Source organism: Photobacterium indicum (assembly GCF_003026215.1).
In the GTDB taxonomy this organism is placed as follows: Bacteria; Pseudomonadota; Gammaproteobacteria; order Enterobacterales; family Vibrionaceae; genus Photobacterium; species Photobacterium indicum.
Genome location: NZ_PYOC01000001.1, coordinates 183439 through 209880, shown reverse-complemented (window position 1 = coordinate 209880; position 26442 = coordinate 183439). Strand labels below are relative to the sequence as shown.

Genomic DNA, 26442 nt, shown 5'->3' with positions numbered 1-26442 from the left:
GTCCTTGCTCAAGATGACTTACGAATCATGTTCCTGTTTTACAAATAATGATAAATCACCACTGCTAGGTGCTAAGGTATCTACTTGCATCTGGTCCGTTCTAATCATTAAACGTTCGTAAGGTTGGTGAATATCAGTCATAGACACGACTAATGTGCACAATAAAGCGATCGCTAAATACTTCATTTGAGTACCTCTGTATTAGGGAAGAACTGGGTCCAAATACCAAAATGTACACCGTTATGAGTCGCGACTTGTTCGCCCATTATGTTGACCAGTCTTATGACATCACCATCGGTAGAAATTTGCAGAACATCATCATTTAGTTCGAAGACAAAGCCGTCATTCGCACGTGCAAAGTCAGGGGCGATAGCAATTTGTTGGGTACCATTATCGTATCCTATAACCTCTAATTTAGGGTTAAGACGTGAATCTGCAAGGTTCAATGTGTCGAACATGAAATTGGGATTATCAATGTCACGCTGCTCCTGTAACGGTTTCTCGAATAGACCTAACAAAATGCTATCAATCAAACGCTCCATACCATAGATGTATACCTTCGCATCAGGGTACATTGTTTTTGCTTTTTCCCAATCCATTTGAGTATTGGGATGAACCGTGGTCGTGTGATCGGTAAACTCAGACTGCATGGTAATCTGTTGGATAGCCGTACCGTTATTTACATCTTTAAAAATAAGGTTGTTATGCGCTTGGCCTAATACCTGCAAATCAGAAGTACCGAGACCATAGTCAGTTTCAACGACCATGGGGAGATTAGAAAGACCACAGTAAGTAATTGCATAGCCTGTTCCTTCCGATTCCCAACCTGCTACGTGAGGCACTTGAAGGTGGTAACGAGGAAAGATACGAATTTCACCATTAATCTCGGTTACATATACTCGCGAATCTTCCTCGGGGATGAACATGTTCGCATCCTCCACAGAATAGTATTTAGCGTTTAATTGCTCTGTCGGGAATGCGGTAGGCATAGCATAAGACTGTGCCCAAAAAGTCACGCCGATACCAATAGATGCTAAACACATCCATAGTGAATTCCAGAACTTTCCACGAATGTTCGCAATCCAAAGAATAATTAATGCAACAATTTGTCCGGCCCAAAATAAAGGCATATAGCGGAAGTAGCCCAATAACCAGTCTCTTGGCACACCAATAACTTGGCCAGGTTCTGTCATCAAGACAACACAAGAAATAGCAAATACCGCGAGTGTTAATGCATACAAATTAAATATAGTTTTCATACAAATATCCTAAGTGTGCCTACTTGTAACCCGTTAGTGTTAAACAGGCACTGAAGAGTGAGTAGCTCACTACGATTTTTCAGTACGGTAGGTGGTGGGCGTCTTTGTTGTTTGTATTAAAACACTGGGTGGCAGCGGAATACATAAGGCTATCAATGGTTGATATATAAACCGTAGTTATGTTTCACAACACTAATTAGATCATGTTCTTTAACCTTCACTTCAGCAGCCAACCCAAGTAAAAATTTTCCATCATCTATTCATTCCCCTTTAAGTTGCTATGAATGCTTAAGAGGATTATGTTAGTTGAAATCCATATACCTCTTTTATTAATAAGGCGATGTTTGATGTCTAAAATTTATCGACCATTGTTTGATGATGATAATCCACCTGGCGATATTTTTTTTGGTCATGAAGTTTTTCTGCCTAATACGACAACGCAAAAACACAGGCACTCTTGGGGGCAGTTGCAACTAATTAATGGCGGAATATTAGAGCTACACGCTGAAGGTAAACATTTTTTATCGCCTTCAGAGTATGCGGTTTGGGTACCAGCTGGTATTGAACACGAAAGCCATATGCGTCGTAGCATGAACTATTGCTCGATGAATATTATACAGCCACTTGCGATTCGATTACCTAACTACGCCTGCCTATTAGAAGTAGATCCAATCGTCAGTGCGATAATTAATAGCCTGCGTGAGCGCCGTGTCGCTGTTCCTAAAACCCCCGAAGACCATCGTTTAGTTCGCGTATTATTGGATCAAGTAATCAATGCTAAAGAACATCAGCAATTCCTACCAACCAGTGACGACAGGTTACTCAAACCTATTCTGATAGAACTAGAGAAAAATCCAACCAATAATAAAACGCTCGCAGAATGGGCAGAAACCATTCACACAACAGAACGCACCTTGGCAAGACACTGCCAAGATAAACTCGGGATGAGTTTTACAGAATGGCGACAACGCCGTAAGTATGTTTATTCATTACATTTACTGCGTAAAGGGTTATCCATAAAAGAAATAGCCTTAACACTCGGCTATCACCAAGCGTCACCCTTTATTACTCTATTTAAGAAACACGCCAACTGTACGCCAGAACAATATCGCCAGCGATTAGGCATTAATCAGGCATAATCCCCTGTTACATTGATTCGCAGGTAACCGTTGTCCGATACTCTATTCTTGCTGAACGAATAGGGCATTAACGGAAGCATGATCAAGAGTAAAATTAAAAAGATATTGGCAGAGCATCGTGTACAAAAAATACTTCAACAATGTAGTTTTAGGTGAAATATAAGTTTTCAAAAATGCAGGAAATAGAATTCGACCAATCGGATAAAAGTCAAACAAATCAATATATATGGTGGAATTTTAGTCTTAACATGATTGTGCGGAACAGTTAGATTACGCTCTATTATTGATAGTAATCATACTCTTCGTTTTTGTGATGTGAACTTGCTTGAAATCGCTATGTCTTACAAACGGTACTTCATCTTGCTTGTGAGTAATTTGAAGCAACGTTGACTCTCTATAAATAGAATTTATTTCTTTTGGTGATGACATGAAAAAAACGATTCCTCTAGCGCTGTTTTTACTTTCATTTGCGGGACTATCACAAGCTGCTACCGTTGATTACCTTCAGTCACGTAACGGTGTTGCCTATCAAGTAAATCAGGAGAAACCTTTCTCTGGCACATATGTACAAAAATACGAAAACGGTCAAAAAGCCATTGACGTAACCTTCAAAGATGGGAAAGAAAACGGTGTGGCTACTGAGTGGTATGCCAGTGGTGAAAAGCGTGGTGAAGCGCATTATCTTGACGGCAAAACAAACGGTTTGATGACTAAGTGGTATGAGAATGGTCAGAAATCGTTTGAGACGACCTACAAAAATGATATGAAAAACGGCGTAACAACAGAATGGTACCGTAATGGTCAGAAGTCTGAAGAAGCGACGTTTAAAAAAGGCAAAGAAAATGGCGTATCCACTGAATGGTACGTGAACGGCCAGAAACGTGAAGTGGCAAACTTCACCAATGGTAAGAACAGTGACGGTGTTATGACTGGCTGGTACGAAAACGGTAAGAAGGCCCCTTGAAGTTACATTCAAAGATGGTCAAGAAGTATCACGCCAGTATTGGACTGTTGATGCAGCCTAAACATGGCTTTATTGAAGCACTCTGATAATGCTCAATAATTCCATTTCCATAACGTCAGCTATCATAGCCAACCTCTTTATCAGGTTGGCTGTTTCCTTGGGGTTATTTACATTCACCTCTAGGGTTACTTTCGTCTTCTTGAAGGTAACGAATAGGCTTCGCGGGAGATCCGACACAGACACTGTTTGAAGGCAGATCTTTCACCACGACACTACCAGCCCCCACAACAACATTATCGCCAATGCTCACGCCGGGGCACACGGTAACATTGGCACCAAACCATACATCATTACCAATCGTAATCGCTTGAGCAAACTCATCCCCCCTCGCCCTTTCAACAGGATCAAGCGGATGACCTGCCGTTGAAATAACCACGCCAGGGGCTAGTAAACAGTTATCACCAATCGTAATAGGTGCAGCATCAAGAATGGTACAACCATGATTGATATAAAAACCGCTACCGACTTTAATGTTGTAACCATAATCACAGTTAAAGGGGGATTCAATCCATGCGTCACTGTTATAGCCAAGTAGCTCATTAATCAAACCCTGTCGAACATCTTTCTGAGTCGGACAGGTTTGATTGATCTTAAAACATAACCCTTTGGCGCTATGGCGTTCGGCGGTTAGCTCTTCATCCCACGCTTGATATATTAAACCAGATAACATCTTTTCTTTTTCTGTCATTACCATTCCATTAAGCAATCTTTATAGTCGATATTATGCGAAATTGTATGGAGTAACTAATAAAAAGTCATTCACGAGATAAAAGGTAAAATCAGTTTTTCAGCCATGATCACACTTGGTAGGAGTGATGAATCACCCAAAGAAATGGTCTTCAGTATTAATATACTCAGCGCAAATTTCCCCTCGATTTAATTAACACTTGTATCACCACGCAACACAACAAACACTGGCTAAAATTACGTTTTAATTTGCGAATAGAACATCACTAATTCTGCGATAGTTTTTGCATGGAGTTTCTTCATCAAACTAGAACGGTGCACTTCAACCGTACGTACAGCAATACATAATTCATCGGATATTTGTTGGTTTTTATAACCTTTGACTAATAAACGTAAAAGGTCTTGCTCGCGAGTCGTTAATGTTTCAAACGCTTTGTGTAATAACAGTTGGCTTTGATTGTGTAAGGATTTTTTTTCAGCATGATGAATCGCAGCCACTAGTTTTTCACCATCAACCGGCTTTTGGAAGAAATCAATCGCACCATGTTTAAGTGCTTCAACAGCCATAGGCACATCACCATGACCAGTCAAAAAAATAACCACGAGGGGGCTGTTTTTATCTTTTAATAGCCGATGAACTTGCTGTCCCATCATGATTGGCATTCGAATGTCTAACACCACGCAACCGGCTTGTTCAATATTCGCTTGATCAAGAAACGTTACACCATCAGCGTAACTTTCAACGCTAAAATCATACCCCTCAAGCATGAAGGCTAATGAATCACGTACTGATTCATCATCATCAACAACAAAGACTGGTAATGGCACGTGTAGTTTCCTTCTTTAATTTTCGGTATTAGCGATATAAGGCAAACGCACTTCAATACGACAGCCATGAGGATTATTAGCGGTCATCGCCAATGTACCGTGATGATCTTCAACCACATCACGGCAAATAGCTAAACCCAAACCTAACCCCTCTTCTTTTGTGGTAAAGAAAGCACTCTGCAATAACGCAGCATCTGCTTCCAATCCAATACCATTATCCGTAACCACCAGCTTCATTTGTTTTTCTACTGGTAGGTATTCTGTATCAATCACTATTTGATACTTTTCTTGAGTATGCTGCTTCTGAAGGCTCTGCTTTTGATCATTCAGCACACAAGCATCCATCGCATTTTTGACTAGGTTCAACAGTAATTGCTGGAAGCCAATAGGGTCAAGATAGACAGGCACAGCTTGTCCGCTTTCTGTCATCGATAACGTAATTTGATGCTTAATTAAGTCATGATCTAGCAACATGACGGCATCGGTGATCAATGCCTGCACATTGCTGTATTGCTTGTTGATTGGCCGTTTTTTTATCAAGGATCGTAACCGCTGAACAATATCATCCGCCCTAATAACTTGTTGTTGGATTTTTTCTAATACCACTTTAAGATCATCAGCTGATGATCCTTTGTTTATTCGCACTAAACCACCTTGGCTATAGTTACGAATAGCAGATAACGGCTGGTTGATTTCATGGGCAATACTGCCGCCTAACTCGCCGACAATTGCCACTCTTTGGGCATGTTCTAGCATGGCATTCTTTTCTTTTAATCGATTTTGAGTCGCAATTAATAGCCGTTGATTGCGGCTAAAACGGTACTCCAGTAAAAAGTGATACAAATTGAGAACAACAACAAAGAGTAGAAACGTCCAACCCCATTGCTGATTACTCTTCAGCCAAGTTAATGCTTCTTGCCACCATGGCTTTTGTAACGGGTGAAGATCAAGATCTTGATACAACTTATCAATTTTTAATTGACTGATCGGTGCCGACCAACCTAATGAATTCGCAGCGATTGCCGCAGGATCTCGCTCTGGAAGATCCAACAATGCGCGTGCAATTTTCTTGGCTAAGGTTTCAGATGCTTTACCTGTTTTGGCAAAAGACCAATTAGGGTATAACGCAGTTGATACTTGGCAGCCAAAACCCACTGGCGCTTGGTTATCTAAAACTCGGTACTGACTAAAATCGATTAACCCTTCCTTTCCCATTGTTTCTAGTTGGCAAACAGGTAGTACCGCCGCTTCTACGTGTTTATCACGTAATTTGTACAAAATGGCATCGAGTGGAAAACCAATAAAATCAACTGTCGAGAAAAAACGATTCGGATCTAAGCTCAGTTGCTGCATATTTCGGCGTAAGGTTAAATAGCCGCCAAATGCACTATCAGATACCGCAGCCACTGGCTGGTTATCTAAATCAGTAAGCGTGAAATATGGGGAGTCGTTACGCACTACCAAAGCAGAACCTATTGCCAATGTCGTGCCACCTTGTTGCTGACTTCTTAACGTTGCCAACCAAGAAAGGGGATATTGACGCCCTAATCGAACAGACTGCCCAGGGTTGGTGATCACAAAATCGACCGTCTGAGTTTTTACCGCATCTGTCATTTGTTCAAGCGTATAGGGGTGTAATACAAATTCAGTACGGGGAATTTTACGTTCTAACCAATCCATGGTTGGCTGCCAACGGTTTAAAGCTTCTAAATTACCTCTAGTAGCTAAAATACCGACATCAACTTTTTGATTAATGGCACTATCGGCAGACTGGAGATCTTTCGCGAAAATAGTGTGAGGAAAAGCGATAGCAGCAAGAGTCACCACAGAATAGCCGATCACGTTAAGCCAATATCCACCAGCAACGCATGATCTTTGCTTCTTTTGGGGCTTCTTTTGGGGCTTCTTTTTTTGTGAGTCTCTTTTAAGGCTAGGCACTATCCAACACTTCATTTTGTTCATTTATCCACTTGATCATAATTGCCGATACGGGCTCTTTCTTGATTCATTATGACACTAACCTCACCAAGGATGATGCGAAGCGTGAGGAATAACACTGTTTTATCTTGTCTTAGATCAATCCTAAATAGGGTATGTGGAAAACCACAATAGGCGAAGAACCGTCGATTTACGACAATCACCTTGTCTCTCTACTAATGAGCAAGGTATGCAGTATGGATCCAAGTAAAAGACGATTGTTATCAGGCATTGGCGCAATAACCGCGGGTGCCGCATTAATTCCTGTCGTACAAGCAAGCAACGCCTCAACAGGCCACATTGTGGTGGGCAATAAATTTAAAAACAACGATCAACCTGACCGCAAAGGCATGAAAGGAAAACGCTATGCCATGGTGGTCGATTTGCGTAGGTGTGTCGGCTGCCAAGCTTGTACAGTCGGCTGTAGTATTGAAAACCAAGCGCCTATTGGCCAATTCCGCACCACCGTAAAGCAATATGAAGTTACCCTTGATGATGGTAGTACAGGCACGAAACAGGTGAAGTCTTTTATGCTGCCTCGTCTGTGTAACCATTGTGATAACCCACCCTGCGTCAAAGTCTGCCCAGTACAGGCCACTTACCAACGTGAAGACGGCATTGTCATGGTTGATAACAAGCGCTGTGTCGCCTGTGCCTATTGTGTACAGGCTTGTCCTTACGATGCTCGCTTCATCAATGAAGAAACCCTTACAGCCGATAAATGTACCTTTTGCGCCCATCGTTTAGAGCAAGGTTTACTGCCCGCTTGTGTGGAAACGTGTGTAGGTGGTGCGCGGATCATTGGGGATTTAAATAACCCAAGTAGCGAAATAAACCGACTGCTCGTTGAACATAAAGACGAAATAAAAGTATTGAAACCAGAAGAGAACACTAAACCGCATGTGTTCTATATCGGCTTGAACACTGAATTTAGCTCGTACATTGACGGTAAAGCGGCGATTTATGATCCCCAAGGAGAGAAGTAATGAACATCACTGAAATTCTTGTTCCTCCACAGGACATCGCTTGGTTGCCCTGGGCAGTACAGTACTTTTTCTATATTGGATCAGCTTACGCCGCCGCCATTTTATTTTGTATCGCATGTGTATTTAAACGCCACACGAGCCATGCATTACGTGCCGCCCTCGCACTTGTGTTAGCTATTTCAGCGGTTGTCGGTCCGTTAGCGTTAACTGCCGATCTTCATCAACCGGGACGGGCTTGGCACTTCTTTACCCATTTAACCTCATGGTCGTGGATGTCGAACGGATCATTATTCTTACCGATTTTTTCTGCTTTAGCGGTAATAGTGGCATGGCTGTATTTGCGTCCTGATATTCAACAACTCGAAAACAGCCCCTACCGCATCGTTAAACTCGCCAGTAAGTTAACCCTTGGAAATTGGACGGTACCATCAAACGCTTTTATCGCATTAACCGTATTGACCGCACTATCTGGTTTAACCATTGCGCTGTATACCGGCGCTGAAATTGCGGTAGTTCAAAGCCGTCCGTTATGGCATCAGTTAGCTTCACCATTACTGTGGTTTGTCACCGCTTTTCTAGGAGCGATTAGCTTAACCAGCATTATGTTGCTGCTCACAACCGAGCCGAGCCTCACAGCAAAACCAGCCCTCACTAACGGTGATAGTATTCTGCTTAAGCGCACCATATTATTAAGTGCCGTTTTAGCCTTGATTTTATTGCCTCTATGGGTAGTGAACAGTAATAGCTTAGCGTTACTTAACGATCCGCAATGGGTTACTCGTTTAACCGTGCTCACTATTTTATTTATTTGCTGTATTGCCCTTGCCATTCGTTTTACGGCACAGTGTTTTTCCACCAGAAAAATAGGCTTAGTCATTACCAGTACCATCACGTTAATCAGTTGTTGGTATCTTCGCTGGGTCACCATTATGGATGTACAAACCATCCCCCGTTACGATGCTGGCACTTATCCTTATGAGTTGCCAATGGGACCAGCAGGGCTATTGGGCATTGTCGCCATGGCAGGTTTGTGGATTGCACTCGCCGCGGTATTAAGCGAAGTCGTGCATCAAGCTAAAACTTCCCGAACTCTTTTATCTTCATCTGTTGCGCCGTCTGCGCACCACGTACTGTAGAGGGCAATATTATGGATAAGAAACGTCGTCAATTCATCAAATCTGGTCTGGCTGTCGGTGGTGTATCTGCATTTGCTGCAGGGTATTCTTCAACAGCCCAGCATATGGCTGAAGGCTTGGTAACAGGTACATCAGGTGTACCGACTAAAGATGCTCACTTTGGTAATTCACTGGAGCCTGAATACAAAGTTAATGAGAACGGTAATTTAATTTCAAACCCTAATCAGCGTGTTGCTCCTTCGATGTGTTTTGGTTGTTGGACGCTATGTGGTGTAAGAGTTCGTGTTGATAATAAAACGGATGAAATTTTACGGATCTCAGGTAATCCCTATCACCCGTTATCAAATGATCAACAAATTCCCTTTAACACCCCAGTCAAACAGGCGTATCTATCACTAACAGGTGAAGCCGGTTTAGCCGGGCGTTCGACTGCCTGCGCGCGTGGCAATGGCATGTTGGAAATACGTAACAGCCCATATCGTATTACCCAACCATTAAAGCGCGTTGGCAAGCGTGGTGAAGGGAAATGGGTTCCGATTAGCTATGAGCAATTACTCACAGAAGTGACTGAAGGGGGCGATCTCTTTAATGAAGGCCATGTTGATGGATTAAAAGCCATTCGCGACTTAACCACCCCAGTCGACCCCAATAACCCTGAATACGGCCCTAAAGCCAATCAATTATTAGTGACCAATGCGGGCAATGAAGGTCGGGATGATATTCTAAAACGCTTTGCCTTTAACAGCTTTGGTACGCGTAATTTTGGTCATCACGGTTCGTACTGTGGTTATGCCTTCCGTGCCGGTTCTGGCGCATTGATGAATGACTTAGATAAGTTCTCACACGTAAAGCCCGATCTGGATAATACTAAATTTGCATTGTTTATTGGGATGTCGCCAGCACAAGCAGGCAACCCCTTTAAACGCCAAGCAAGGCAGCTCGCCAATGCCCGCACCAATGGCAGTTTTGAATATGTCGTGGTTGCCCCCGCCCTGCCTGCATCATCAAGTTTAGCCGCAGGGTTAAACAATAACTGGCTACCGATCAAACCCGGTACCGACTCCGCCCTTGTGATGGGAATGATTCAGTGGATCATTGCCAACGAGCGTTACAACCGCACTTTTTTATCACAACCAAGCGCTCAAGCCATGCATGCAGCTGGTACGGCGCACTGGTGTAACGCGACACACTTGGTGATCAGTGATGAAAGTCATCCCCGCTTTGGTTCTTTCTTGCGTGCTTCCGACATGGGTATGCCTTATGAGGGTGAAGTGCGTTCAGAAACAGATGCTTATTTAATAATGGATGCAAAAACCAATACCCTGAGTATCAATACCCAAGAAAAACCTGCTCAATTATTTGTTGATACAGAAATGGAAACGACACAAGGCAGGGTACGGGTAAAATCATCCTTTCAGCATTTAAAAGAACAAGCCTTTAAATACGACATCGCATACTACAGCGAACAATGTGGGATCTCAGAAGACCAGATAGTAAGCATTGCTCAGCGCTTTACATCACACGGCACTAAAGCCGTTGTCGATACCCATGGCGGCAATATGCACAGCAACGGTTTCTACAACGCCTATACCATTCTGATGCTGAACGCGATGATCGGTAATATCAATCTAAAAGGCGGTGTAATGGCCAAGGCTGGTGGCTACCCAACATCCGCCAACGGGGCGCGTTATGATTTCACCACCTTCCCGGGTAAAGTCGGGCCTAAAGGCGTGTTTTTATCACGTAGTAAATTCCCTTACGAAAAAACCAGCGAATACAAACGAAAAATCGCGGCAGGCACATCGCCTTACCCTACTCGTGCGCCTTGGTATCCAATCTCTGCCCCGTTATTAACGGAACATTTATCAGCCGCAATCGATGGTTATCCTTACCGTTTAAAAGCGTGGATCAATCATATGGCTAACCCTTTATATGGTGTACCAGGCTTACAAGATCTTATTGGTGAAAAGCTCAAAGATCCGAAAGAGCTGCCATTAATTATCTCTGTCGATTCATTCATTAATGAAACAACCGCCCTTTCTGATTATATCGTGCCAGATACAGTCACCTATGAAAGCTGGGGAATGACCAGCCCATGGCATGGTGTTCCGACCAAAGCTGTAACAGCACGTTGGCCAATCGTGAAGCCTCTTACAGAAAAAACGGCCGATGGGCGCGCCATTAACTTAGAAAACTTTTTCATCGATATTGCCAAGCGTTTATCTTTAGGAGGCTTTGGTGACAATGCAATTAAAGATGCACAAGGTAATTGGCACGCTATTCATAATGCGGAAGATTTTTACCTACGATCGGCGGCTAATTTAGCGTATGTAGCGAAAGGCGTGCCCGCCGCCAGTGCGGAAGATATATACCTATCAGGATTAGAACGTTTATTGCCCGACATGCAACGGATTCTGACAGAAGAAGAACTGGGTAAAGTCGCCTTTATTCTTTCTCGTGGTGGGCGATTTGAAGATGCCTCTGAAAGTTATAACGGTAAATTCATGAAGTATCAGTGGAAAAAGCCGTTAGCAATTTGGAATGAAAAATTGGGTACGTCACGAAATACGCTATCGGGCCAGTTTTATTCTGGTTGCCCAACATGGTATCCACAAAAACTGGCTGATGGCACGCCCCTTCGTGAACAATATCCCGGACAAGAATGGCCATTTACTTTAACGAACTTCAAATCCAATATTCACAGTGCAGTTTCAAATTTATCACCGCGTTTAAATTCGATTAAGGGGGTAAACCCAGTGTATATACACCCGCAAGATGCACTGAAGTGGGAGTTAAATACAGGGGATCAATTCACGATTACCACCCCAAGTAATTCGACAGTAGCCATTGCGATGATTGTCGAAGGGGTACAACAAGGCACTCTCGGCATAGAGCATGGCTTTGGCCACAAAGAGCTAGGAGCAAGATCGCACACCATTGGTGATAAGGTTCAGCCAATTAATAAATATAACGCTGATGGCGTAAATATTAACGATATAGGCTTAACCGATCCAACACGAGAGGGGAAAGGGGTATTACTTGATTGGGTAGTCGGTGCAGCAGCAAGGCAGGCTCTTCCAGCTAAAATAGCAAAAATCTAAAAAGTATCTTTGGTACTATTTTGATTCGATAACACCCTGGCAAAAAAAAGCGAGCCATATACATGGCTCGCAAAAACTCATAATTTACATTTCAACAGAGAAGAACATTCAATATCTACCATCCATGACAGACTATTCAACATCCCGCAGCTCTTATTGAAAGGGACAAAGGTTATATCGCTAACCAGTTTGCCCTTTCTCTTCGGTAAAATGTCAGCCTAATGTCAAAATATTCACGTTGTTAATCAATCGCTTTCATTATTTGAAGGAGCCCCCCAAAGAGAAATAGACCGAACTCTCTTTGCCATCCGCTAGACCATAGCCTAAATAAACAGGCCCTATCGGAGAATCAATCCCGATGTAAACACTGCCCGCAGTAATCGCACTATTCCAACTAATGTCTGACTTATCATTCCACACACCACCTTGCTCTAATGATCCGCCAAGATAAATCGGGGTAGAGAAGATGCCAAAGTCATTATCGATCCAACGGTAACGATAAATAAGCGCACCAAAAGCACGGTAACGGCCATTTAATTCGTAGCGATGATATCCTGATAGATTGAACAATCCACCAAGGTCTTGAACATATATCGGCAGTAATTCATTCGAATCTGAACCACCCGTTTTCACTAGAGCCGATACTGTATGCCTATCGTACGAGAAAGGTTTCATCAGATTAATATCGTAATAAAATGTCTTATCATCTGCTTCGTTACTACCGACTTGACTGCTGGTTTGACTATGTCCGAATCGAGCATCAACCAGTAAACCAGCTGATGGGAAGTAATAACTATCAAGCGTATCGTGAGTCGCGGCAATATAAGGACCGTAAGCCGTGTATTTTTCTTTTGTGCCATCACTGTCTATTAATGTGACATCACCACGTTGCCCTTGATAACCCACCTTGAGTGCGCTCCACGGGCGTATATTCCAGCCAATCTCAGCAAATGTATTCACATCCTCATATTGAGTCTCGAAATTGAACAGCCCTGGTTCCAGCGTTGAAAATGAGTCGTTCCCTGCGGTAAATTTACGTATTTCGTTATTCCATCCCAGACCAAAAGCAGTGAAATACTCTTGTTTGTAATCAATAGGAAAGTAAAACTCAGTATTTACTTTTTTCCAGCTTCCTATTTCCCATTCCAGTTTCCATTCACCACCACGATCGGTTAAATCGGTATAAATGTACTGGGCGCCAAACGAAAAATCGGAACGATTGGTAAAGTCATCTTCAAATGAAAATTTAAAATTAAGGTAGCCAGGTCCCCACGACTTTTCTGTCACATCAAGATTCAGAACGTTCTCGTCACCTTTTTGATCAATAAAATACGTGATTCGAGAAAAGTTATCTTGCGCATGCAAACGCTCTACCGCTTTCTCAAGTTCTTCGGTCGAAATAACCCGATCAACAGGAAGATCCAATAAGGCCAACAATGCCTGATCCGACAACAAAGTATGATTATCCAACACAATGTTATCAATATAATATGCAGGTCGACTTGATAAACGGCTACGACGATCTTGTTTTGCTTTGATATAAGCAATGTAATCTTCTTCAGATAACTGATATGGCAGCAATTGTGGTAAAGAGGCTCGCGCAACATTTTTACCCGCTTGATAAGCTAATTCCATCTTATCGAAATCAGGTGCGGTCATAAACGCCACATCTGGCTGTAAATACACATCACCTTCTTTCATTAAGCTGATTTGATGATCTGTATTTGAATTTGTCATGAAAGTGGTTAGCTGAGAAATAATATTTAGCGCACTATTAAGATCACTTTCAGGTAATAGAGGGTCGCGTAAATCAACTGCAATAATAACATCAGCGCCAAGGCTTTTAGCCACATCCACGGGCATGTTATTCACTACCCCGCCATCAACTAATTGTTTGTTATTCCAAATAACAGGCTTTAACGCACCAGGTACTGTCATAGACGCTTGCATGGTCGTCGCAAGATGCCCAGAATCAAGTACAACAGGTTGAACTTTAGCAATATCTGTCGCAACACTACGATAAGGAATAGCCAGATCATCAAAGCTTTTTAATGTCGGTAGATTGTGGGTTAATGAGCGTAGTAACACCGCCATACCCTGCCCTTGAAATGCCCCCGGCTTGGATTTAAACTCGCCCTCAAGGGAAATACCGAGATCAGTATGCAGTTGGTAATCATCATTTTGTTGTTTACGGCGCAGTACTAAATCATTGCGCCCTACTCGCTCTTTATATCCCCCCTCCCAATCGGCTCCAAAGGTACGGTTTTTAACTTCTGTTGCATCTAATCCCATGGCATACATGCCGCCAACATACGCGCCCATGCTAGTACCAGTCACAATATCGACCGGAATTCGATTAGCCTCAAGTACTTCAATCACCCCAATATGCGCAGCACCTTTCGCGCCACCACCACTGAGCACTAACCCTATTTTTTTCCTATCATGGTTAGGCTCAACATCAGTGGTCACTTGGGCAAATGCCATTTGATTAAACGCCATAAGGCAAAAAATACTTCCTAGCATTCGATATTGCTTAAACAAAATACGTCCTTATACATCAGTAAAAAGTGCAATATCATTCTAGATAAGTAAATGGTCAAATAATTGCGCAGGAAAAATTGATAATAACAAGGCAGAAATTGAAATAACGAGTGGCTCTAATGATGAAATTTCTAACGATGCTATAAGTAATTTTAACTAGCAAGAATGCTCAAATACTTGTCTAGATTGGTATTACTATTCAACTACTAATTTACGGGGATTCAGCTAAAAGTAAACGTTAAAAAATATGTGTTTAGCGATTGTATGATTAAAAGAGAAAGGCTAACCAATAAAAATGGGAGACATCTTAGTGATGTCTCCCATTGGTATATTTACACATTTTTCCTGAGTAGCTTTAAAGCAAATTGTTCAAAATATTTACAGTGTAAATAGCTTAATGATAATTACTTTATTATCATTTAGACGCCACGAGCCACATCATCTAATGCTGCCAATACTTGTTCATTGACATGACCTTCATGAACAAGCTTACAAACCTTACGGCGTACTGCAAGACCAGAAATAAGACGCTCAATGGATAAGTGTCGTTCACCTTCTTGATTATTGTATAACTCAACCGTCTTACTCAGTGTTTCATAGCTAACGACTTCAGTACCCACATATAACCACTCAAGCTTCTGTAAGAACGCCTGACACTCTTCTGTGACAGTTGTCGCTGAATGACCAGTCATTGCAGATAATGCCGTTATACTGCGTTGTAGCGCCTCTGATGACGTATATTTGGATAAAACTATTGTTAATTCATCAGCATTAATTTCAACTAAGTGTTTTCTTAGCTTCACGCGGCGCCCTAAACGCCCCTTCGGTCTGCCTTCTTTTCGTTGAATAGGTTCAAATTCACCATCAATGATCTCGGATAACTGATCAAGCTGCTTTTTAGGCATGATCTCGTTACGAAGCGGGTTTGGCATTGTTGGTGCCATGTTCCGCTTCCCTTCATTGGTGGTTTTAGCTCGAGAATAACGGATCACTTCATCAGCATCACACTTAATATCGATTTGATAATCACAATAACGTTTAGTCACATCTTCAGGTTTGATGGTTAAGTGATAACCAAACAAATTAACCGCAAAGACATCAGCAGTCACCGTACCTTCAGCAAGTTTGCGTAATTCACGAATTAAATCAGACGAGAAACGGCGCCATTCAATATTACGTGCCAGTTTCTGATTTAACTCACTGAGCATCATTGAATCATTGGCACGACGTGACATACGACTACGGAAGAAGGTGTATAGCTGAAAGACTAAAGTATGCTGACGTAAGATTTCAGGTGGAAACAAGAAGAAATAATCACGCGTTAACAACTCATCGAAAAATGACGGTTCCCACACCAAAATATAAAGATTTGGCTTAATACGGATCTCGCCATCATCGCCTTCTTGTGGTGCTTCTTCTGATGCTGTGATTGTTCGCGCAATAAAACGGAAGCGATCACTTTTAAAGCCTTCTGGCATGTTGTCACTTAACCAACGGCCTGTGAGTTCATGCAGTTGAAAGTCTGTAAATTCTATGCGATCAATACTTTCACGAATCGAATCACGGGCTGGACCACTGTCTTTTTTACCACGAAGGGCAAGAATATCGGTAATATAGACTGGCGTTTTATTGCCCAAGGTGCGAGATTGGATCTCATAATCAGATAAGTGATGATCATGATATTGAACCGTTAGCGTAAATAACGCGAATAACGTCATCAGATCATCAACAGTCATGATCGACTTTGAAGATCGTGTTTCAATGATTGCTTTGGTACCACTGATCGCAACCATTGACTTTTGATAGCTTTTTTTAGTACGAGGTGGGGCTAACGCTTGATCAATGATCCCAGCCCAGCTGGTGGGTGAAACAACGATTTGATCCGCTTCATCAGGCATTGATGGTGGAGTACCTAACCCATATTCATTTAACAAACGTCGATTAACATGATTTTGCGCTAATGCTTTTGAGCGCTTTTGCTTATCTTTTTCTTTACTTTGTTCTGATAACAAGCTGCCAGTGCCAAGCTGAGATATCAGTAAAGCTGGATTAATGAAATGATGAAGCATGGTTTTACCAGCAAGGCCTTGTTCAAATCGAACAGGTTCTTGATTAAATAAACCAACATTTACAGCAGCTCTGAGCCTTTGTTGAATGGCTGCACGCGTTAATTGACCTTCTGTTGCTTCTACAAGTTCAGTGGTTGAAACCAATCCGTCTTTCGTCGATAGGCCTCGTAATGAGATCAAGTTTAATAATTCAATGATGCTTTTGGTCACACCCTTGAAATGTTGATACTGCGGTAACCAATCAACCAAAGCCGGCGGAATTGAAAATAAATGTCCATCTTTGTGAGATCGCGGATCGAGGATCAGGATTTTCTCAATTACTTTTTTATCGTTATTTGGAGCCGGTTTCATTTGTCATTAGCCGTAGAAGCATCATCTTTCCGAAAGAATAATCTAAAAAGATCCAGAAAGAAAGTTCTTTTTATTTAAAGATTTAAATACTGATCTTTATGTTTAAAGTGATCTATATGATTAACTGATCTAATGATCAGGTTGAAAATTTACACGTAACACATTGATTATAAGCAAATTAAAAAGTTAACACTTTGGAAGTATGATCATGGATCTTATGGAACAGTGATCAACAAAGCATTGAAAGCATGATCATTAAAGTTCTGGAAGTATGATCATTATAATCATGAAACCATGATCACTAGCGATTCGTAACGATGATCAAGATATATTTACAGCTTACCCCCAAGGTTATCCACAGGCTTTCGGCTAATTTAAACTTTTTTGATGAAAAGCCCCATTTTTTGGCACAGAAAGATGATCATGGAAACGCTTTTCAACCTACTTTTATCACTCGTAGTGTCTTTTCAATGGTTTTAGCGCTCTATTATGCTTAAATTGAAATTACACCAACCGTAAGATGTTACTGATTTTATATGTGTCCGACTATGGATTAATGATCAAGTGCTATTGTTTGCGTTTGAATTTCGATTTATTGCCATTTTAGCGTAATTTTTTTGCTTTGTTAGCGTCTGTGTTAACAACAAACCCCTTTTATAACCTACGTTCACCGTAAATTATCACCTGAGATACATGCTTCCGGCGGGATCCCTAAGTTTGATAGCTATTGTTTATCGCCCTTGATCATACTTCCGATCTTATTCGTATCATAGTTATTGAATTTACATTGTATATTTCATCTTCTCGCTCTTGATCATTGTTTCGATATAGCGCGCTTTTAACCAGAACGATGATCAAGTCATTGCCAATTCAATCGTATGTCTTCTTAAAGTACTGCAATACTGACTTAGTCCCCTACCTTCTGTATTTCGTCGGTTTAGAACCAAGATTAGCTAAGTTGTATGTTTTTATCTGATTTCATATTTAAAATGAGGCTGAAATTATTGAAATTACACTAGCCGTAGTTTAGGCGTAATTTATCACGCTTCCGGTAGCAAGTTTTATATTCTCTTTTTCTTCTTCAAGAATGATTTACAATGTAAAAAGGTGACGCTGTAACAGTTTTAATATTTGATGTTTACTGTGTGATTATCAGTAAACATCAAGCAATTATTTATCTTAAAATTTAGCTTTATTGCATTAACGGAGTTTTTTACTTGAGATTAACATCACATCCATATGTTCAGCTTTTTATTGTTCTAGTTTTGCTTTGCTGTACAATGGATTGCAGTCAACAGTAATGGCGAATAATAAAAATGAATAGGGAAAAAACGATACAGAATTTGCTCAATATTGCTGAGCAAACAAAACAGGTTCAAGCTGATCGAATTGAGATCGTATTAGAAGAACGCCGTGATGAACACTTCCCTCCAATGTCAAAAGCATTGATGGAAACACGTTCTGGATTAACGCGCAGAAAGCTTGATGATGCAATTTCTCGTATGGAAGCGACGGGGCATCAATTTACAAAAAATAATGCTAATCATTATTCAATTACGCTAGATGAAGCGCATAAGTTAATGAAGGCAGCTAAAAAACCTGCTTTTCATGAACGTGAAGGTGCGGGAAGAAAGCCTTGGGTTGTTAACGTCCAAAACCAAAAAGGCGGTACTGGTAAATCAATGACTGCCGTTCATATTGCGGCTTGTTTGGCACTTGACCTTGATAAGCGTTACCGTATTTGTTTAATTGACCTCGATCCACAGGGATCATTACGTCTATTTCTGAACCCATTAATCAGTGTTGGCAAGCAAGATACCATTTATTCTGCCGTCGATGTAATGCTTGGAAATGTGCCAGAAGGTCAAGAAATGGATAGAGATTTCTTGATGGATAACGTGGTTTTGCCTACTCAATATCCTAACTTAAAGACGATTGCAGCCTTCCCAGAAGATGCGATGTTTAATGCGGATGCATGGCAAGATCTGGCGGTAAATCAAGACTTAGATATCGTTCGTTTGTTAAAAGAGCGCATGCTCGATCCTATTGCTGACGAATTCGATATCATCATGATTGATACTGGCCCACACATTGATCCACTTGTTTGGAATGCGATGTATGCATCAAATGCGCTGATTATTCCGTGTGCGGCTAAACGTCTTGATTGGGCTTCAACCGTTAACTTTTTCCAGCATTTACCGACTGTATATGAAATGTTTCCGGAAGAATGGCATGGCCTTGAGTTTATTCGACTTATGCCAACAATGTTTGAAGATGATAATAAAAAGCAAGTATCGGTATTAACCGAGATGAATTACCTGCTACAAGAGCAAGTAATGATGGCGACAGTTCCTCGTAGCCGTGCTTTTGAAACATGTGCTGATACGTATAGTACTGTTTTTGATCTAACAGCTGCTGAGTTTGAAGGGGGTAAGAAAACTCTTTCAACAGCACAAGATGCAATTCAGCGTGTTGGTCTGGAATTAGAGCGAGTGATGCATAGTCACTGGGCAAATTTAAACCAGGAGTAACATAACAGATGGCGATTAAAACCAAAGATCTTAATGCTCGTCTGTTTGGTAAAGCGGATAAACGCCGTGCAACCAATGTGACAGAAGCACAAACAGCAGCAAAAGATAAAGCCGCTGTTATTGAACTTGCAATTGCAGGTGAAGAAACGGTTGCTTTTGAGCTGATTAAAATTAATGCCGCAGAAGTAAAAACGAAAACCCAGGTTTTTTCACAAAATGCACGTGAACAAGCGTTTTTAACTGAGCATGCTCTAGCCGACATTCTTACCACATTAAAAGATCGTGGTCAGCAGTATCCTGCTGTTGGTCGTTGGCTAGAAGATGGCAAAATTGAAGTACTCGACGGTAGCCGTCGTCGTATGTCATGTATTTTAGCTGATAAAGACTTTCTGATTTATGTCGCAAAAGGCATTAATACAGAACATGCTAAATTTCTATCTGATGTCGCAAATGCACATAAACCCTTGTCATTATTTGAACGTGGCAAAGAGATGCAAGCCCTGCTTGATAGTGGCAAAGTTACGGATCAAAAAGAGCTCGCCAAATATTGTCAGTGCAGTGAAGCATTAGTCAGTGGTGCATTGAAAGCGGCAAGTTTACCAATGGAATTGCTAATGGCATATCCAAGTGTTGGTGAATTAGGTCGACCAACAATTGTTAAATTACATCGTATTTACTTTGGCCTTGCAGGGCAACAGCAGCAGCAGTTAATTGAACAATTAACGTCAGCTGACAGTGCGATGTGGAAGCGAATTGATGCGCAGGGCATTACTAGAATTACGCGAGAAGTCACGATTCAACTTGAGCAAATGGGGGACTCACTGCAGCCCAAGCTTTTAGTTGAAAAGGCCAAAGCGCAAGAATTGGTTAAAGGAAAAGTGACTTTTACTCGAGATGGTGACAAGCTTCAGCTTAAACTAAAAAAAATGAGTGATCGCCAAGTCGAAGATATTTTGGCTTATTTAAACGATTATTTAAAATAAGTTTTTTTGATTTTTTATTTAAAGGCCACGTCAGTCGACGTGGCTTTTTTATATCTGGTATTTAACTAGATCAGATAGCGGTCTAGCTTGGGTATATCATCGGGTGCTATGATCAGTAGGTTGTTGTTTTATGAGTATCACTATGTCTGATTTATTACCTTTTTCATCCCAATTAATAGCTCAAGCAAAGAACGCTAATTGCCGTCATTTAGTGGTATTAGCGGGTGACCTAGCGTGGGGAACTGAATTTGCTAATTCCTTTACTTCTGGTTATCCAAGCTATTTTTGGGCTGGGGAGAATGCGCCTGAAAACGCCGACTCATTATCGATTAAAAAAGCAAAAAAGCTCTTAGGACAAGAAACGCATTGTTTAGTATTTAATGCGCATAACGGCTTTGACGCTGATGCATTTGGCGCACTTTCTGGCACTGTTATTGGTGGGGGCTTATTACTGCTATTAGTTCCGAGTGGCTGGTTTGATGATACGCAAACACAATTGCCTTTTATTCAGCGCTTAGTTCGATTGTTATCTCAACCTGATGTTTTGCTGATTCAGCAGTCAGAGACTTGCCTTCCAGATCTTCCTCCTTCTGATTTCGCTAGAAATGATTACCAAGATTTACGCTTCAATTGTTTAACTCAAGAGCAAACGTTAGCTGTTGAAGCGATTAAAAAAGTGGTGACTGGACATAGAAAACGTCCTCTTGTTTTAACTGCTGATCGAGGCCGAGGGAAATCGTCTGCGTTAGGTATCGCTGCAGCAAGTTTAATGACGGAACGTAGAATTCGTATTGCGGTGACATCGCCAAGTTTTGCGAATGTGAATACTTTATTTACAAGAGCCGCAAACGCATTAGGTATCGATTATAATCAACAAAAAAGTCTATCGTTCGAATCGAGTGACATGGTTTTTTTCGCCCCAGATACATTACTGACAACACTGCCCGACATAGATTTCCTGATTGTTGATGAAGCAGCTGCCATTCCAGCACCTTTACTTTCGCAGATGTTGAGCCAGTATAACCGCGTGGCTTTCGCCAGTACGATTCATGGTTATGAAGGGACTGGGCGAGGTTTTGCTATCAAGTTTCGTCAACAACTTGAGCTGCAAACACCACAATGGCGTCAGTTATCGATTACTCAACCTATTCGCTGGGCGATTAACGACCCCTTAGAGAATTGGGTATTTCGCGCTTTATTACTCGATACTGATGTTATCCCAAGTCATCGCTTATCAACAAGAGCGAGCTTAGAAATTACGTATCGCACGGTGCCAACAAAAGAACTTATTGTTGATGAAGCTTTGTTATCTTCGTTGTTTGGGCTTTTAATTAACGCGCATTATCAAACTTCGCCTAATGATATTAGCCAACTGCTTGATGACGCTAATATGCAGTTATTAGTGGCAGAGTTGAAGAGTGACGAGGGTGATAGTAGCATTGTTGGTTGTTGTTTAGTCTCTCTTGAAGGTGGTTTCGACACCGATTTAGCGCAGCAAATTATGTTAGGCAAGCGGAGAGTAAAGGGACATTTATTAGCGCAATCTGTAGCGGCTCATATCGGAATCCCACAAGGGGCAACTCAGCATTGTGCACGTATACTTCGTATCGCTGTGCATCCCTTTTTACAACAACAAGGCATTGGTTCATCATTATTGGATTTTACTCAAGAGTGGGCTGGTCAACAACAGTTAGATTATATCGGAACCAGTTTTGCCGCTGCCCCTGAGTTGGTGTCTTTTTGGCGCAAAGCAGGTTTCTTACCTATTCGTTTAGGCGTAACCAAAGATGCTTCTAGTGGTACCCATTCTTTATTAACAGTTCAACCAATATCTGACGCGGCACAATCTTGGCAGCAATGTGCTGTTTCGCTATTTTCAGCAAACTTCTTAAGCCAACGAGTTGAACAATTTAATGAGCTTGAGAATGAGTTATTCATTTCCCTTTTTCAATATTCTTCTGCGCAGTTAGATATTGCGACGTACATGCCGCTGCCATTATCGTTTCGTGACCTTCAATTAAGTTGTTATTGTCAAGGAGGGTTAGGGTATGATTTAGCTATCGCGAGTATTGAATCTTGGTTATCTGAATGGGTCAGTTCAGACGATTTTATCCATGATCCTACTGCGGCTTTGGCGGTGGTTAAAGTGCTTCAGAAACAGAGTTGGGATACGGTTGTTGCGCAGTTTTCATTACCAAGTCGAAAACATGCAGAACATGCTTTACGTTCTTACATTACCCAGCATTATCAATCTTCATTGTAGGAAAAGGACATTATGCAGTTTCTTGTTGATACACATACGCACACAATTTCTAGCGGCCATGCTTATAGCACTGTATTGGAAAATGCCGCGGCTGCCTCGCAAAGAGGGTTGGAAATGTTCTGTGTGACAGATCATGCCCCGACGATGCCTGGTGCTCCGCATTTTTGGCATTTCGCAAACCAACGAGTTATTCCACGTATTCTTCATGGGGTTGCTGTTATACGTGGCGTTGAAGCGAATATTTTAAATATTGAGGGAGAGATTGATTTAGAAGAACGCATTATCAATCAATTAGATTGGGTTATGGCGAGTTTTCATGAGCCTGTGTTTAGATACACCAATAAAGCAGATCATACCCAAGCTTTGCTAAATGTTATTCGTTCTGGCCGCGTTGATGCGATTGGGCATCCTGGGAATCCCAATTACGATTTTGACTTTGAATCTGTTTTTAAGGAAGCAGCTAAGCACAACGTTGTGATGGAAATAAATAACTCATCATTAAGTGGTTCACGTGTTGGTAGCGAAATCCGTTGTGAAGACATAGCAATGTATATAAAAGAAATTGGTGGTCGAATTACAACTGGATCTGATGCTCACTTCGCTGCTGATGTGGGTAACTTTGAAAGTGTTGAACCGTTATTGAAAAAAGTTAACTTTCCAACCGAGAGTATTATAACTCGTCATCCTCGATCTTTTCTGAACTTCCTTGAGGAGAGAGGTAAAAGTACGATTTCAGAGTTAGCTCACCTCTAGCGTGTTTCTATTTACAGTGTAAATTTTGTTTTTCACCTTGAGAATCTATTTACACTGTAAATCAACCTCTCTTATTTTTAATACAACCAAATGTATTAACTACAAAAAAATACTTTATCGTCAATTTATCGTCTACAGTTAAGATCTTGAGGGTTGTTTTGACTCGCGTTATTTTTTGCGAGAAACAGAACCTTTTTTAAATCATGCTTCATGCTTACAAGGGATTTCGAGATACAAAAGGAATCATTGTATTTAGGAGAGTGTCATGAGTTTAGTCAAAATTCAAAGTAAAGTACTTAAGCAACTATCGGACCCTATTCATTCGATAACCAGAGCAAACGTTTCTTATACATTAAGCAATGGTGGTGTGGCTGCGCGTTTATATAAACATGTGATGTTCACAAATTCACATGCATATGATGTGGGGCTTAAAGTATCGATTGTTCGTCTATGCCGAAATAGTATGATAATAATCACTGACCGTGAGTTAGATGTATTGGGATCTTACGAACTGAGTTTGCAAGGCATTCATCAAATGAACGGCTATATTACAATGCAAGAAATGGCTAGTGATAGTGCTGATTCTTATACGTACGAATTCCATCAAAATGATAGATTAACAGATCAAGAACTGAGTTTGCTGATTGCTGATCTGCTCTAATTTAATTATGCGGCTATAATGTTTGCTAAGACGCCCTGAATACTCAGGGTGATAAACATTGTTAATACGCATCACATCCCTTTTTATCTCTGCTTTACATGCATTTGCCAATTTATTTAGTGGTATTTTAAACCCTTTTATTTGTATCTAATACGCCTATATATAGTTATTTCAGATGCCCCCTCTACTTAATATTGCAATTATTAATGTTTATATTTTATATTCTTAGCTTCCCTACAGAACAGTGGCTTGAGTTACGACGATAGAGAGCCTTCTATGATATTCTCCATTGTCTCTCATCCCGAATTGTGACTCGTCTACTCCTGTTATACTGATGGTTAGGTTAATATGTAATAGTTGAAGTTTGACTGAACATCACGATTTATGGCTTTTAAATGAATGGATATAATTTAGAGTGAAGGATCCCGCTATGTCACAACAGCCTCTCCAGCTGTCTCAGCAAGGTCATACTGTCTCTTTACGTGTAGAGCCGTTGAATGATGCTGAAATGGAGGTGTCGAGAGGGGATGTATACGCTGCACTTTCAAATATTAATGCGAATCAATTTTTTATCTTTGAAAATGCTATTGATTCTGCACTTGAAGTTCTCAACAGTGACTCTGCATCGAATATTTCAGTCGAACCTAAAACCATTATTATTGCAGAAAAACGCTCTGCGACGCTAATTGTAAAAACATCGCCAGACCTAATGACAGCTTCAATGACCATAGTTGGTGCTTACGGTGGCAATCGGGTGACTGCGAAAGAGCTACTTTCGGCACTGAAAGATAATCATATTATTAAAGGTATTCGCAAAGTACAGCTGCAAGAGTTACTAACAAAAGGGCAGTCACTTGTCTCTGGAGAGAAGCTGACTTTGATCGTGGCCTTTGGTAAACCTGCAGAAAATGGGACTGATAGCCAATTTAAGCCTTTAGTTGAGGATATTAGTCAGCGTGTATTACGGCCGCAGCATAAGGCTGATGGTACCGTTGATATGCTAAATCTTGGTGAGATGGTGAGTGTAACAACAAGCCAAGCAATAATGCGCCGTATTCCCGCAACAGCCGGTATCGTGGGTTTCAATGTTATTGGTAACGATATCGATTGTGTTGCAGGGCAAGAAGTGGAATTTACGGTCGGTGATGGTACCGCTATTAGTGAAAACAACGAAAATTTACTAGTTGCAACGAAATCAGGTATCCCTTTAATTACAAAGAACGGGATGCAAGTTGATGATGCATTAATTGTTAAAGGTGTGAATGCCACAACTGGACACATTAATTTTGATGGTAGTGTTGTTGTACAGGGCGATGTTACGTCCGGAATGAAAGTGACAGCGACGGGTAATATTTCAGTGAGTGGCTTTGTTGAACTTGCTGAATTAAATGCTGGCGGTGATGTCGTCGTTATTAATGGTGTTATTGGGAAGCCGCAGCATAGTAGTGATGGGCATCTAGCCTGTTATATTAAAGCAAAGGGTAAGGTAACCAGCAAATTTGCCCAATATGTTGATATTGATGCTGGAAGCAATGTGGAGTTATCACTCCATGCACTACATTGCCATATCCGTTCTCAAGGTGAAGTTATTGTACTCGATCAGTTCAAACGGCATGGAACATTGAGTGGTGGGATTACCGAGGCGGCTTACAGTGTTAAAGCACTTAATATTGGTGCCTTGGCTGGTACACCGACAGAAATCTCAGCCTTTAGTAAATACTATGATTTGCGTAATCAGTTAAATGATACTTTTAGGTTGCTTGAAGACGAACAAATTCAAATGAATAAAATCCGTGAGGTTGAATTTAAACTGCTGCAAATACCGAGTACCAAAAGGCCAATTGAGCTTGTAATGAAGGTGATGGAGACGAAGGATAAGCACGTAAAAAAAATGTCCTTGTTAAAAGAACATTACCGAAGCCTTCAAAGTGAATATGAAGAGGTGCGTGGTGCTGTGTCTATTGCTGCGCTTAATCACTTATTTTCTGGTGTAAGTTGCCGTTTAGAAAGATTAACAATGAATGTTAACGAAGAACACGGCCCCTGTCGTATTATGTACTCCGCTAATAAACTAGAAATCATCCCACTTTAGTTGTCTAGTTTACACTGTAAATTCGCTTTTGATTCTTTTGCTTTACACTGTAAATTGAAGT

At 41.2% G+C, this 26442-nt stretch carries 18 protein-coding genes; 11 read left to right on the top strand and 7 right to left on the bottom strand.

Annotation, left to right across the window (positions count from 1 at the left end):
• Positions 1–18: 18 nt before the first annotated feature.
• Together C9J47_RS26950 and C9J47_RS00870 are read right to left on the bottom strand one after the other, a co-directional pair.
• Complete coding sequence (locus tag C9J47_RS26950) at positions 19–186, bottom strand: hypothetical protein (RefSeq protein ID WP_170107405.1); 168 nt, start codon at positions 184–186, stop codon at positions 19–21.
• Positions 183–1259 carry a DUF3179 domain-containing (seleno)protein gene (locus tag C9J47_RS00870; RefSeq protein ID WP_107251822.1) on the bottom strand — a complete coding sequence of 359 codons (1077 nt, stop codon included), beginning with the start codon at positions 1257–1259 and terminating at the stop codon, positions 183–185. Before C9J47_RS00870 ends, C9J47_RS26950 begins: the two co-directional genes overlap by 4 nt.
• 347 nt (positions 1260–1606) lie before the next feature.
• Here C9J47_RS00870 and C9J47_RS00865 point away from each other — a divergent pair, with 347 nt between their 5' ends.
• Together C9J47_RS00865 and C9J47_RS00860 are read left to right on the top strand one after the other, a co-directional pair.
• Positions 1607–2398 (top strand): AraC family transcriptional regulator, encoded by a 792-nt coding sequence (locus tag C9J47_RS00865; RefSeq protein WP_107251821.1) that lies wholly within the window; start codon positions 1607–1609, stop codon positions 2396–2398.
• 427 nt (positions 2399–2825) lie between these two features.
• Positions 2826–3362: a toxin-antitoxin system YwqK family antitoxin gene (locus C9J47_RS00860; protein WP_107251820.1), complete on the top strand. Its 537-nt coding sequence runs from the start codon at positions 2826–2828 to the stop codon at positions 3360–3362.
• A gap of 163 nt (positions 3363–3525) precedes the next feature.
• Here C9J47_RS00860 and C9J47_RS00855 read toward each other — a convergent pair whose 3' ends face one another.
• The 3 genes from C9J47_RS00855 to C9J47_RS00845 all read right to left on the bottom strand — a co-directional run bounded on the left by C9J47_RS00855 (position 3526) and on the right by C9J47_RS00845 (position 6890).
• Positions 3526–4110, bottom strand: coding sequence for a sugar O-acetyltransferase (locus C9J47_RS00855; protein WP_211321675.1), 585 nt, complete (start codon positions 4108–4110; stop codon positions 3526–3528).
• Between the two features lie 236 nt (positions 4111–4346).
• Positions 4347–4937, bottom strand: a complete 591-nt coding sequence (locus C9J47_RS00850) for a response regulator transcription factor (RefSeq protein ID WP_107251818.1) — start codon at positions 4935–4937, stop codon at positions 4347–4349.
• A 15-nt stretch (positions 4938–4952) separates the two neighbouring features.
• A complete protein-coding gene (locus C9J47_RS00845) occupies positions 4953–6890 on the bottom strand; it encodes a sensor histidine kinase (protein WP_245903233.1) in 1938 nt (645 codons plus the stop codon).
• Between the two features lie 221 nt (positions 6891–7111).
• Between C9J47_RS00845 and dsrO the strand changes: the two genes are divergently transcribed.
• From dsrO to C9J47_RS00825, 3 genes are read left to right on the top strand one after another with little or no spacing between them, the layout of a single operon-like run.
• Positions 7112–7900 carry a sulfate reduction electron transfer complex DsrMKJOP subunit DsrO gene (gene dsrO / locus C9J47_RS00835; protein WP_107251815.1) on the top strand — a complete coding sequence of 263 codons (789 nt, stop codon included), beginning with the start codon at positions 7112–7114 and terminating at the stop codon, positions 7898–7900.
• On the top strand, positions 7900–9036 hold the full coding sequence (nrfD, locus tag C9J47_RS00830; protein WP_107251814.1) for an NrfD/PsrC family molybdoenzyme membrane anchor subunit: 1137 nt from the start codon (positions 7900–7902) through the stop codon (positions 9034–9036). Before dsrO ends, nrfD begins: the two co-directional genes overlap by 1 nt.
• 11 nt (positions 9037–9047) lie before the next feature.
• Positions 9048–12137, top strand: a complete 3090-nt coding sequence (locus C9J47_RS00825) for a tetrathionate reductase subunit A (protein ID WP_107251813.1) — start codon at positions 9048–9050, stop codon at positions 12135–12137.
• A gap of 258 nt (positions 12138–12395) precedes the next feature.
• Here C9J47_RS00825 and C9J47_RS00820 read toward each other — a convergent pair whose 3' ends face one another.
• Together C9J47_RS00820 and C9J47_RS00815 are read right to left on the bottom strand one after the other, a co-directional pair.
• Positions 12396–14660 (bottom strand): patatin-like phospholipase family protein, encoded by a 2265-nt coding sequence (locus C9J47_RS00820; protein WP_107251812.1) that lies wholly within the window; start codon positions 14658–14660, stop codon positions 12396–12398.
• Between the two features lie 437 nt (positions 14661–15097).
• On the bottom strand, positions 15098–17098 hold the full coding sequence (locus C9J47_RS00815; protein ID WP_107251811.1) for a replication initiator protein RctB domain-containing protein: 2001 nt from the start codon (positions 17096–17098) through the stop codon (positions 15098–15100).
• A gap of 1316 nt (positions 17099–18414) precedes the next feature.
• Between C9J47_RS00815 and C9J47_RS00810 the strand changes: the two genes are divergently transcribed.
• From C9J47_RS00810 to C9J47_RS00785, 6 genes are all read left to right on the top strand, one after another.
• A complete protein-coding gene (locus C9J47_RS00810; protein WP_006228677.1) occupies positions 18415–19629 on the top strand; it encodes an AAA family ATPase in 1215 nt (404 codons plus the stop codon).
• Between the two features lie 8 nt (positions 19630–19637).
• Positions 19638–20612, top strand: a complete 975-nt coding sequence (locus C9J47_RS00805; RefSeq protein WP_006228676.1) for a ParB/RepB/Spo0J family partition protein — start codon at positions 19638–19640, stop codon at positions 20610–20612.
• Between the two features lie 142 nt (positions 20613–20754).
• Complete coding sequence (locus C9J47_RS00800) at positions 20755–22875, top strand: tRNA(Met) cytidine acetyltransferase TmcA (protein ID WP_107251810.1); 2121 nt, start codon at positions 20755–20757, stop codon at positions 22873–22875.
• A gap of 12 nt (positions 22876–22887) precedes the next feature.
• The gene (locus C9J47_RS00795) at positions 22888–23628 is read left to right on the top strand and encodes a phosphatase (protein ID WP_107251809.1); all 741 of its coding nucleotides are present in this window, start codon (positions 22888–22890) and stop codon (positions 23626–23628) included.
• Positions 23629–23893: 265 nt separating this feature from the next.
• Positions 23894–24289 carry a hypothetical protein gene (locus C9J47_RS00790; protein WP_107251808.1) on the top strand — a complete coding sequence of 132 codons (396 nt, stop codon included), beginning with the start codon at positions 23894–23896 and terminating at the stop codon, positions 24287–24289.
• Between the two features lie 430 nt (positions 24290–24719).
• On the top strand, positions 24720–26381 hold the full coding sequence (locus tag C9J47_RS00785) for a flagellar assembly protein A (RefSeq protein ID WP_107251807.1): 1662 nt from the start codon (positions 24720–24722) through the stop codon (positions 26379–26381).
• Positions 26382–26442: the final 61 nt, after the last annotated feature.